We start from the raw sequence: 12340 nt of genomic DNA, 5'->3' as shown, positions 1-12340 counted from the left end.
CTCGCGACAACCAGCTTGGAAGGCTGGAGCTCTACCAACTGAGCTACTTTCGCATAATAACAGTAAAATAATTTCAAACTAATATTTGAAATTTAGAGCGAAAGACGAGGCTCGAACTCGCGACAACCAGCTTGGAAGGCTGGAGCTCTACCAACTGAGCTACTTTCGCATTAACAACGGTGCAAATATAATTAATAAGTTTGCTTCAATGCAAGTTTTTTTCTTAAAAAGTCCAAAACTCACCCTTTGATCCTTTTTCAAAAAAGAGGATTCAAATCATAAAGAATTTAATATGAAAATATTATACCTTTATAGTACTTAAAAAACACTCTAAAAAAATAATACAAAACAGTAATTAAATTGCTAATTTGAACACATTATTGGCACGAGATCTTGTGCTCAGAGCTAAAAAATCGATAGCAAATTATCATTTTAATGGAGCCACTTTAGAAAACACCGTCCTTTTTAGATTGTATAGCACCTATAATCTCATAGAAATGGTTCCTTATTCGAAGTAAAAAATGATTTATTTACCAATGAAAAACAATTTAAAATCCGAGGAATCGTCGTTTTGAAAGAGTACAAAAAAAGGTTTCAGCGAAAAATGGAGTATAAATTTGAAAAAGTATAACATCAAACAAAACACCAATTTAATCTGGTTCAATTTTAGAAAAGAAGACCTTGGTTACACAAAAATGGGATGTGACGTTAGAGGAGTCCTTTTTGAAATAAAAAAAACGGGGAAGATGTGATTATGTTTAAAAATATAAATGATGAGAAATTTATTTCTGCTTATATTGCTCTTTACCTTCATTAATTGCAAAAAAGAAGTGCTAAAAAGCGAGGTAGTCTTGAAAAAAGAGACTCCTATACTACGTGTTCAACCTGAAGGCAAACCCACGGCTATTGACTCTACTTTATTACTTACTTTCAACAACAAAACACTCACTAATTTTTACAAATCAACTGACTTCAGGACGGTTTGGCAATCCGTAGAAAAAAGAAAAATAGTTTTGGCAGAGCTACTTAAATCAGAAGACGAAGGACTAAATCCAGAGGAGTATAAAATAAAAGCACTGCTTGATTTTGAAAAAAAAGCAACCTCCCTAGACTCTTTAGAGCTAGCAAAATATGATGTTTTACTAACTTCTAGCGTACAAAAATACATCTCTCATCTTACTAACGGAACACTCAATCCTCGTAAACTATATAAAAACTGGGATTTGAAAGAAAACTATATTGACCTAAATGCAACAGTTGCCCAATTACTGCAAAGTGATTCCCTCGCTTATAAAATGGAACAACTGAAACCCAATCATATTGTTTACAAAAAATTAAAAAAAGCACTTCAGCTAATTAACACTTTCCCAAGAGATGATTTTAAAACCATAAAATTTACAAAAATAATTACTCCTAACGATACTAATCCTTCCATTATTGACATCAAAAAAAGATTGATCTATTGGAAAGAATTACAACCGCAAGACAGTCTTACGGCAATTTATGACGAAGAAACTAAAACAGCCTTAAAGAAATTCCAAAGCCGTCATGGTTTAGCCGCTGATGCGAAAATTGGATCAGGAACAATAGCGTCACTTAATTTTTCTAAAAACCAACGAACTAAACAAATTCTCGTAAATCTGGAACGCTGGAAATGGTATCCAAAACAAATGGGGAAAGAATATATTATTATTAACATTCCTGATTACAGATTAACATTAATCAAAAATCAAGATACAATAAGAACACACAGAGTCATTGTGGGAAGAGCAAAAAGAAAAACACCAATTCTGAGTTCAACATTAATTCAAGTAGTCTTCAATCCAACATGGACTGTCCCTCCAACTATCTTGAGAGAGGATGTGATTCCCGCTATTTTAAAAGACAGAAGCTATTTGACAGAGTCAAATATTAAAGTTTATGATAATAATGGAAGTATTGTGAGTCCTTACGAATGGGAATTATCACAAGCCAAAACGTATCGATATGTACAAAGCCCGGGAACGTTTAATTCGTTAGGGATGGTAAAAATCATTTTTCCGAACCGTTTTTCTGTTTATTTACACGACACCAATCATAGAGATTATTTTGAAAAAATAGACCGATCCTTGAGTTCGGGTTGTGTCAGAGTTGACAATCCATTAGAATTAACAGAATATTTATTGGGAAATGACGTCAATTGGAATTTAGAAAAAATAACAGAAATACTACAAAGCGAAAGAACAAAATTTGTCAAAATAAAAAAGGAAGTTCGTTTCCATTTATTATATTGGACTGCTTGGAGCGAAAATGACAAATTGATTTTCAGAGATGATATCTATAGCCTAGATACTAATTTATACCTGAAATTACGAAATTGATTTCTCTCCAAATTTAGAAATTCTAGAAGGATGATAAATAAAAAAACATGATTTATCTTTTATAGCGGTGATAATCTCTTTAGATAATTCAGCAGGAACAGCAGGACAACCCTGACTTCTTCCTAATCTATGGTTGTTTTTAATAAACGAATTAGAAACATAATCCGCTGCGTGCATCACTACACCTCTTGCTCTTGCATTATCATTTACTCCTTTTTCTAAACCATCTAATCGAAGTGACATTCCGTGTTTGCCCGAATAAATTTCGCCTGTTGAGTAAAAACCCAAACTGCTTTTATAAGACTCCGAAGCATTTGAAAAATTAGAAGCAAATTCATCACCGGTATTTCTTCCATGGGCAACAAGAGAATGAAATAGGATATCTCCGGTGACCAAATTAATCACCCAAAGTCTTTTTGTATTGGAAGACAAACTAAAATCAACCAAGGTTAAAATTTCTTTCTTGACCAACCCTTTTTCTTTCAGAGAATAATACCCTTTCAAAGCTACTGCAAAGCTTTCTAATTTTGGCAATGTAAATTTGTCAGAATGCAAATTATTGTATGCCAACTCAATTTTAGTTTCATCGCTTATTTCTACAGCTTTAGCATAAACTACTGGTGCTACATTTTTTGGCTCAGGAAGGCTTGTTTTACTTGGAGAGAAGGAAGCAAGCATAAATAAAATAGTAGGAAGTATTGTATAAATCATTGATTGTCTTTAGGTTATAAGATGATTGGGGTTGCAAACGTACGGCTAAAATTAGGATTCAAATTGCATTTAACAAAAATTTAGTTTAACTATAACGAAAACTATTACGAATTATTGAGTGAATAACCATAAAAAATACAATTTCTATGTTAATTTTATTATTTTTGTTTAGATTCAATCCCAATTTATGTCAAAATTACATTCTATAACACTGTTTTCATTACTATTCTTCAGTTTTAATTTATACAGCCAAAAAAAAACACTTCAAGCAAAATCTATAACCGAAAACATAACTATTGATGGAAAAATAACTGAGGAGATTTGGGAGTCAGCCTCAATTGCTTCTGATTTTGTAATGTTTGAGCCCGATAATGGAAAACCCATTAGTACGGACAAGAAAACAGAAGTAAAAGTGCTGTATGACAACAATGCCATTTACATATCTGCATTGCTGTATGATAACGAACCCAATAAAATTCAACGAGAAATTACCAACAGAGATGTCTTTGGGGTGTCAGATCATTTCGCTGTTTATATCAATGGCTTCAATGATGGCCAACAAGACTTTAGATTTTTTGTAAGTGCCGCTGGTGTACAAATGGATTGTTTAGCCACCGAAGACTATGAAGATTTTACTTGGGATGCCATCTGGGACAGTGAAGTCACGCTCACTGAATTTGGTTGGGCTGTTGAAATGAAAATTCCGTATGCCGCTTTACGATTTTCAAAAGCTGGAAAACAAACTTGGGGTTTAAATTTCATGCGAGAAATCAAGCGTGATGTGCAAAAATATACTTGGAACAGGATTGACACTAAAATTGGGGCCGTAATTCCTCAAGCAGGTATTCTACAAGGAATTGAAAACATACAAACACCTACCCGACTCTTCTTAATCCCTTACGCATCTGCGTATTACCAACAAAGTAACATTGGCTCAGACACTACTTTAAAAGCTGGCTTGGATATAAAATACGGCATCAATGATTCCTTCACACTGGACGCTATTTTAGTACCTGATTTTGGACAAACAAAGTTTGACAATGCCATTTTGAACTTATTACCTTTCGAGCAACAATTTGCTGAAAACAGGCCTTTCTTTACTGAAGGAACAGACCTCTTTAGCAAAGGAGGATTATTTTATTCCCGAAGAATTGGGGGAAATCCTAGTACTGAACCGGATGTTATCCAAGGAGAAGAAATTATAAATTACCCCAGTACTGTTGATCTACTCAATGCAGTAAAAATATCTGGTCGTACCGAAAAAGGTTTAGGGATAGGATTCCTTAATGCAGTTACTGAAAAAACAAAGGCCACTATTTTGAACAATGACACAGGTGAAGTCAGAAAAGAAGTAATTGAGCCATTAACTAATTATAATATGTTAGTACTCGATCAGCGTTTTAGTCAGAATTCATCTGTTTCTTTTGTTAATGCAAACACCACCCGAAATGGAAGCTTCAGAGATGCGAATGCTTCCGCATTATTGTTTGATTTGAATACAAAAGAGAATACTTATAATTTATATGGTGATTTTAAATTCAGTCATGTGAACACCACAGAAGATTACAATGGATACAAAACATCATTAAATTTTGAAAAAACAAGCGGAAGGTATCGGTATTTATTCTCTGGAAAGTACATCTCCGAAAATTACGACATTAATGATTTAGGGATTATTTTCTACACGAATTATCACGCCGCATTAGCAAATGCAAGCTACCGCATATTAAACCCTACAAAAGTCTTCAACACCCTTAAAATTGAACAAGAATTAAACCTAGAAATTCATAACACAACCGGTAAAATTCAGGAAGGGTGGTACAAAACAGTGTTTAAAGGAACTTCTTTAAATAACGATTATTTCGAATTAGGCGTTATCGTAAATCCTGTTGAAACATTTGATTTTTACGAACCTCGTGAATACGGAAGGTATGTCTATATTCCTAAAAGAGTTGCTTCTTATTTTGGTTTTGAATTGAATAGAAATAATGCACTTACTTTAGACATGACACCATCTTTTACCAAATATGATGAGCAAGGAAGGCTAAATTATGGTATGTATGCAAGCCCAAAATACCGATTCAATGACAAATTTTCTTTGGCCTACGCTGTAGAATATACTAATATGAAAAACGATCGAGGATGGGTAGACTTTGATGATGCTGGAATTGTATTTACGGAACGCAATCGTGAAATATTACAGAACAACCTGACTGGAAAATATTCGATCAATAACAAAATGACTGTTAATTTAACCGCACGCTATTATTGGTCCTATTCTAAAAATCATGCATTTTTTACCTTACAAAAAAATGGTTATTTAGCGCCTAATGCTACTTACACACTAAACAAGGACCGGAACTTTAATTCCTGGAATTTTGATTTATCCTATTCCTGGTGGTTTGCTCCAGGAAGTGAAATTTCTATTTTGTATCGAAATTACGGATTAGAAAGAGCAAGTATCGTAGAAAAAGACTTGTCTAAAAATCTTAAAAACATCTTCAACAGCGACCTTACTAATGTGTTTTCCATCAGCATTCGCTATTTTATAGATTACAATGCAGTGAAAAATAAATTTTAATTTTTTCAAATTAAACTGTAACATTATCTTAGAAACCGAGTCTATTAATTCAAACTATTGAGCGAATTGGTGATTTCTACTTTGAAACTATTTTGGTTTTTTTATTTTTGCATCAATCAATCAACAATTTCATGAAAAATCATTTATTACTTTGTTTTCTATTAATGAGTGTTTTGGGTTTCAGCCAAAAAAAAGTATTACAAACAAAATTTATTTCAGAAAGCATTGCCATAGATGGAACCTTAGATGAAACAATATGGCAGTCAGCTTCAATCGCCAATGATTTCATCATGTTTGAGCCTGATAATGGCAAAAAAATTCCAGAAAACAAGAGAACAGAAGTAAAGATTTTATATGATAATGAAGCCATATATGTTGGAGCCATTATGTATGATGAAAATCCAGATAAAATTTTAAAAGAGATTACCCAACGAGATGATTTTGGGACTTCAGACATTTTTGGTATTTTTATAAATGGTTATAATGACGGGCAGCAAGATTTTCAGTTTTTTGTAAATGCCGCTGATGGCCAAGCGGATTGTATCACTACTGACACCAATGGAGAAGATTATTCCTGGGATGCAGTTTGGAAAAGCAAAGCTGTGATTACCGATAAAGGCTGGATTGTAGAAATGAGAATTCCTTACGCCGCTTTGCGATTCTCCAATGAAAACAAACAAACTTGGGGACTTAATTTTTTTAGAGAAATTAGACGGGACCGCCATAAATACACTTGGAATTTTATTGATTCAAAACTGGGAACATTTACCCAACAAACTGGAGTTTTGGAAGGAATTGAAAATATAAAACCACCAACACGACTCTTTCTTTTGCCTTATTCTTCTTTTTATGCCAATGCCAGTGCCGGGCAAAAAACATTCGGAACACTCAAAGGCGGACTGGATCTAAAATACGGCATAAACGATGCCTTTACTCTAGATATGATACTTATACCTGATTTTGGACAAACAAAATATGATGATCAAATCCTAAATTTAGGCCCATTTGAACAACAATTTAATGAAAATAGGCCTTTTTTTACAGAAGGGACCGATCTTTTTAGCAAAGGGAATTTAGTTTATTCGAGACGAATTGGAGGTAACCCAAGCAATTACCCCTCCATTGCTGCAAACGAAGAAATTATTGATAATCCAGCAAGTGTCAATCTCCTTAATGCTCTAAAAATATCTGGACGAACTAAAAACGGATTGGGTATAGGAATTCTAAATGCCGTTACCGAAAAAACTTCGGCATCAATCCGAAATACTGATACTCAAGAAGTACGAAAAGAAGTAGTAGAACCGCTCGCCAACTACAATGTTTTAGTTTTAGATCAACGCTTTCGAAAAAATTCATCTATCGCATTTGTTAACACAAATGTAACCCGTAACGGGAATTTCCGAGATGGTAATGTCACTGCATTAGTCTGGGATTTAAACACCAAAAAGAACACGTATAACCTTGCGGGTGATTTAAAGTACAGCTATATAAACAGTACCGAAGATAAAAAAGGGATTAGTTCTCAATTAAATTTTTCTGAAACGAGCGGAAAATTCCGATATGGTATTGGTGGAGACATTACAACAAAATTTTTTGACAACAACGACTTGGGAATTAATTTTGAAACTAATTATTATAGTATTTACGGCAATACCAGTTACAGAATTTTGAATCCAACTAAGTATTTCAACAGTTTTAACGCCAGGATAAATGCTTATTCCCAGTTCCAAAAACAAACTGGTAAAGTGCAATCCAGTAACATCAATTTTCAAATCAACTCGAATACCAAAAAAAATCATTATCTAGGAATTGGGATAGATGCAAATCCATTAGAAACTTTCGATTATTACGAACCCAGAACCCCTAACCGATATGTAATAAGACCCACCAAGATTGGAGGATTTATATATATCTCAACGAATTATAATAATAGTTTTGCTGTTGACTTTAACCCATCTTATGCCGCTTTCGATGAAACGGGAAGAAATTCTTATGGTTTTTCAATTGGACCACGATATCGCTTTAATGATAAATTATCGCTGAATTACAAATTCAACTTTTTTAGACAAAACAACAACAAAGGATACATTGACAGCGTTAATGATGATATGAATGCGACTACTCCTAACACTATCCTTTTTGCCAATAGAAATGTAATTACGTATTCCAACACACTTTCAGGAAAATACTCTTTAAACAGTCAAATGACATTTAATATTTCGTTGCGACAATATTGGTCCTATGCTGAAAACAAGAATGCTTTATCATTAGGAGAAAACGGAAGACTTACTGAATTCTCAGGATACACTACTAACAAGAATTCTAGTTTTTACTCCTGGAATGCTGACCTTTCTTATTCATGGTGGTTTGCCCCAGGAAGTCAGGTATCGGTTCTCTACAGGAATAATGCTGCTAGATTTGAAAGAAACATTAATAAAGAATTTGAAGACAATGTCACTAATTTATTAAATAACGATGCATTAAGCCATGTTTTTTCTATAAGTGTCCGTTATTTCATTGATTACAATCAGGTGAAGAATAAATTCTAAAATACAGTAATTTTAAAAAAGATAACGTTACACAACAAAATTATCAATTTTTGTTATTGATCACCTCTGAATGCATAATAGTGATTTCTATTCATTCGAACCTTTTTAGAAATACTATACCTTTGTTTAAAACAATCGTATAATGAACAAAAAAGTAATTCTTATGATATTAGATGGTTGGGGGAAATCTCCTGATCCTAAAGTATCTGCAATTGACAATGCCAACGTGCCATTTATCAACAGTCTTTATAAAAAGTATCCAAGCGCTCAACTAAGAACCGACGGCTTAAATGTAGGCTTGCCAGAAGGACAAATGGGAAACAGCGAAGTAGGTCATATGAATCTGGGTGCTGGCCGAATCATATACCAGGATCTAGCCAAGATTAATCTTGCTGTAGCAAACGGTACGTTAGCAAAAGAGCAAGTCTTGATAGATGCTTTCACTTACGCTAGATTAAACAATAAAAAAGTACATTTTTTAGGTTTGGTTTCAGATGGCGGTGTTCATTCCCACACTTCCCATTTACGCGGCTTGATTGACGCAACACAACAACACGGTTTACAAAAAGTTTTTGTACATGCCTTTACAGATGGTCGTGATGTAGATCCAAAATCTGGTAAACATTACATTCAGGATTTACAAAATTATATAGCGACAACTACGGTAAAACTGGCGTCAGTGGTGGGACGTTATTATGCAATGGATCGAGACAGACGCTGGGAAAGAGTAAAATTGGCCTACGATTTATTAGTAAACGGAGTAGGAACACATTCGACCAATGCAGTTGCTTCCCTAGAAGAAAGTTATGAAGTTAATGTAACCGATGAGTTTATTCATCCAACCATTATCGTAGATGAATGTGACAAACCAGTGGCCACAATTGAAGAAGATGATGTAGTTATTTTCTTTAATTTCAGAACAGACAGAGGACGCGAACTTACAGAAGTGTTGACCCAAATGGATTGCCATGAGCAAAACATGCATAAACTCAATTTATATTTTGTTACCCTTACCAATTATGACGAAACCTATCAAAATGTAAAAGTCGTTTACAACAAAGATAACATTACCGAAACGCTAGGAGAAGTTTTAGAAAAAGCACATAAAAAACAGATCCGTATTGCCGAAACAGAGAAATATCCTCACGTGACTTTCTTCTTTTCTGGCGGGAGAGAATTGCCTTTTGCAGGGGAAAGTCGCATCTTGAAAAACTCACCAAAAGTTGCCACTTATGATTTACAACCCGAAATGAGTGCCTTTGAATTGACTGACGCTTTGATTCCAGAACTTTACAAAGGCGACGTAGATTTTGTTTGTCTTAATTTTGCCAATGGCGATATGGTAGGACATACAGGAATTATGAGTGCGGCAATACAAGCCTGTGAAGCCGTTGACAAATGTGTAGAAAGAGTAATTACAGCCGCTTTAGCAAATGATTACACTACTATAGTAATTGCAGACCACGGAAACTGTGAGACCATGATTAATCCTGATGGAAGTCCTAACACTGCCCATACTACAAATCCAGTCCCTATTATTCTAGTAGACAAAGACTTAAAAACAATACACGATGGCGTTCTTGGAGATATTGCTCCAACAATATTAGCGTTAATGGGAGTCGAAAAACCTACTGTAATGACCTGCCATTCTTTACTATAAAGACACCAAACTACAATTAAAAGCTACTTCAACTAAGTAGCTTTTTTAATAAATAAAAGTTAAAATCTCAAAATTGATAGTAATACTATTATATTTGCATAAAATAATATCAATCGTGAGTACAATCTTATCCCATTTAAAAATACAAGTCAACGAAAAAATATATGTTAAAGATCCTGAAACCTCAGCTTTAGGTAAAAAAATTGTAGAACAAAGTATTCTTTTAATAGACGAAATTGGGTTTGACAATTTTACTTTTAAAAAACTAGGAGAGAAAATAGGATCAAACGAAAGCTCGGTATACCGTTACTTTGAAAACAAACATCGATTATTGGTTTATTTATCCTCCTGGTACTGGAGTTGGATGGAATACAAACTGGTTTTTGCTACTGCAAATATCTCAGATCCTAAGGAAAAACTAAAAAAAGCGATAACTATTGTAACCGAAAAAGTAAGGGATGACAATGATACAGTACATATCAATGAAGCCGTTCTCAACAAAATCATTATAGCTGAGTTCACAAAAACACTATACATTAAGGAAATTGATCAAGAAAACAACGAAGGTTTTTTCTTGATGTATAAAAGCGTTATCAATCGAATTGTAGGAATTGTAACCGAAGTAAATCCAGAATATCCGTATGCTAAATCCCTCATTTCTACAATTGTAGAAGGAAGTTTGCACCAGCATTTTCTAACCCAGCATTTAAAAACCATTACCGATTGTAATGACTCCGTAAGCACAACCAATTTTTATTTGAATCTCGCAGAAAACGTTTTGAGATAAAAATATTTTAAAAAAACATATCACTACTATTATGACTCCTCTAAAACGATTTTACAACTTACTTGAATTAGACAAAAAAGATGTCTCCCAAATAATTTTTTACGCCATATTTGCTGGATTGATTAGTTTGTCGCTCCCGCTTGGAATTCAAGCCATCACTAACTTTATTCAATCTGGAAGAGTGAGTGCTTCGTGGATTGTATTAATTGTCTTGGTCGTTTTTGGGGTAGCCTTAGCGGGGATCCTCTCGTTAATGCAACTTCGGATTACGGAAAATCTACAGCAAAAAATATTCGTTCGCTCCTCATTTGAATTTGCCGCTCGGTTACCAAAAATAAAAACAGAAGAATTACACAACAGTTATCCACCGGAGTTAGCCAATCGCTTTTTTGACACTATGTCCATTCAAAAAGGAACTTCAAAATTATTGATTGATTTTTCGGCAGGTTTATTACAAATTGTTTTTGGAGTAATATTATTGTCCCTTTATCATCCTTATTTTATTGTATTTGGTTTTTTACTTTTTTTCCTTTTGTATTTCATCTTCCGATTTTCTTACAAATCTGGGTTAGAAACTAGTTTAAAAGAATCAAAATTCAAATACAAAGTAGCAAGCTGGCTTCAAGAAATGGCGCGCAACAGCTATAGTTTCAAAAATGAACTCAACTACGATTATGCACTTCAAAAAAATAATTCTTTAGTTGCTGATTACTTGAATTATCGGGAAAAACATTTTAATATTATCAAGAAACAATTCAGTCAGTTAATTATATTCAAAATTATAATTACTACTAGTTTGTTGTCAATAGGAGGTTTTTTAGTGTTATCACAACAAATGAATATTGGGCAATTTGTTGCTGCAGAGATTATCATTTTACTAGTAATTAATTCCTTAGAAAAAATAATTATTGGACTAGAAACTTTCTATGATGTATTAACTTCCATTGAAAAAATAGGACAAGTTACTGACCTGACATTAGAAGAAGAAACTAGTTTTAAAAGTGATATTTGCTACGCCAATATTTCATTAGAAATTGAGAATCTTACCTTCAAATTCCCCGATTATGATAAAGAAATACTGAATACTATTTCATTGAAAATAAAACAAGGGGAAAAAATAGTAATCGATGGCGAGAATGGTTCTGGAAAAACAACTTTAATTCGAATATTGTCCGGGTTGCTCCAACCCACTTCTGGTTCCTTTTATATCAATGACGATACGTTTCGAAAAATAAACATGAAACAGTATCGATCTCAAATAGGAAGCATCATTTATGGAGAAAAACCATTTGAAGGAACTCTTCAGGAAAACATTACCTTCAATGATCCATTGATAAGTTCCGAAGATTTGAAATGGGCAATTGACGGAGTGCAACTCACCTCGTTTATAAAATCATATCCTAAGGGTTTAGACCAAAGTATTTATCCGGAAGGAAAACAGTTATCCTCCTCCAATGCACAAAAAATATTGTTAGCACGAAGTATTATTCACAAACCAAAAATACTTTTTTATGAAGACCCTACAGATACTATGGATGAAAAAGTAGCCAATGAAATTATTGATTTTATCACTTCGGATAAGAACAAATGGACAATCATTGTCTCCTCTAAAAACCCGTATTGGGAAACCAAAACCAATCGAAAGATTACACTGAAAAATGGTCTTATTCAACTTGATTTAAAAAAATAATT

The 12340-nt window shown here is 33.7% G+C and carries 7 protein-coding genes and 1 tRNA gene; 6 read left to right on the top strand and 2 right to left on the bottom strand.

Features of this window, described 5'->3' with window-relative positions:
• Window positions 1–96 precede the first annotated feature (96 nt).
• Window positions 97–169: transfer RNA gene (locus AC0608_RS06510), tRNA-Gly, on the bottom strand.
• A 682-nt stretch (window positions 170–851) separates the two neighbouring features.
• On the opposite strand from AC0608_RS06510, the gene AC0608_RS06505 reads away from it, so the two are divergent.
• Window positions 852–2360: a L,D-transpeptidase family protein gene (locus AC0608_RS06505; RefSeq protein ID WP_478288497.1), complete on the top strand. Its 1509-nt coding sequence runs from the start codon at window positions 852–854 to the stop codon at window positions 2358–2360.
• On the opposite strand, the gene AC0608_RS06500 is transcribed toward AC0608_RS06505, so the two are convergent.
• Complete coding sequence (locus tag AC0608_RS06500) at window positions 2349–3071, bottom strand: murein L,D-transpeptidase catalytic domain family protein (RefSeq protein WP_478288496.1); 723 nt, start codon at window positions 3069–3071, stop codon at window positions 2349–2351. The genes AC0608_RS06505 and AC0608_RS06500 overlap by 12 nt on opposite strands.
• A 187-nt stretch (window positions 3072–3258) precedes the next feature.
• Here AC0608_RS06500 and AC0608_RS06495 point away from each other — a divergent pair, with 187 nt between their 5' ends.
• The 5 genes from AC0608_RS06495 to AC0608_RS06475 all read left to right on the top strand — a co-directional run bounded on the left by AC0608_RS06495 (window position 3259) and on the right by AC0608_RS06475 (window position 12338).
• Complete coding sequence (locus AC0608_RS06495) at window positions 3259–5652, top strand: DUF5916 domain-containing protein (protein WP_478288495.1); 2394 nt, start codon at window positions 3259–3261, stop codon at window positions 5650–5652.
• Window positions 5653–5783: 131 nt separating this feature from the next.
• Window positions 5784–8201 (top strand): DUF5916 domain-containing protein, encoded by a 2418-nt coding sequence (locus AC0608_RS06490; RefSeq protein ID WP_478288494.1) that lies wholly within the window; start codon window positions 5784–5786, stop codon window positions 8199–8201.
• 142 nt (window positions 8202–8343) lie between these two features.
• Window positions 8344–9861, top strand: coding sequence for a 2,3-bisphosphoglycerate-independent phosphoglycerate mutase (gene gpmI / locus AC0608_RS06485; RefSeq protein ID WP_478288493.1), 1518 nt, complete (start codon window positions 8344–8346; stop codon window positions 9859–9861).
• Between the two features lie 115 nt (window positions 9862–9976).
• Window positions 9977–10648 (top strand): TetR/AcrR family transcriptional regulator, encoded by a 672-nt coding sequence (locus tag AC0608_RS06480; protein WP_417989522.1) that lies wholly within the window; start codon window positions 9977–9979, stop codon window positions 10646–10648.
• A gap of 31 nt (window positions 10649–10679) precedes the next feature.
• Window positions 10680–12338 carry a peptidase domain-containing ABC transporter gene (locus tag AC0608_RS06475; RefSeq protein WP_478288492.1) on the top strand — a complete coding sequence of 553 codons (1659 nt, stop codon included), beginning with the start codon at window positions 10680–10682 and terminating at the stop codon, window positions 12336–12338.
• Window positions 12339–12340: the final 2 nt, after the last annotated feature.

The sequence above is a fragment of the Flavobacterium sp. GNP008 genome, assembly GCF_056428965.1.
This window is presented reverse-complemented; position numbering and strand designations above follow the sequence as displayed.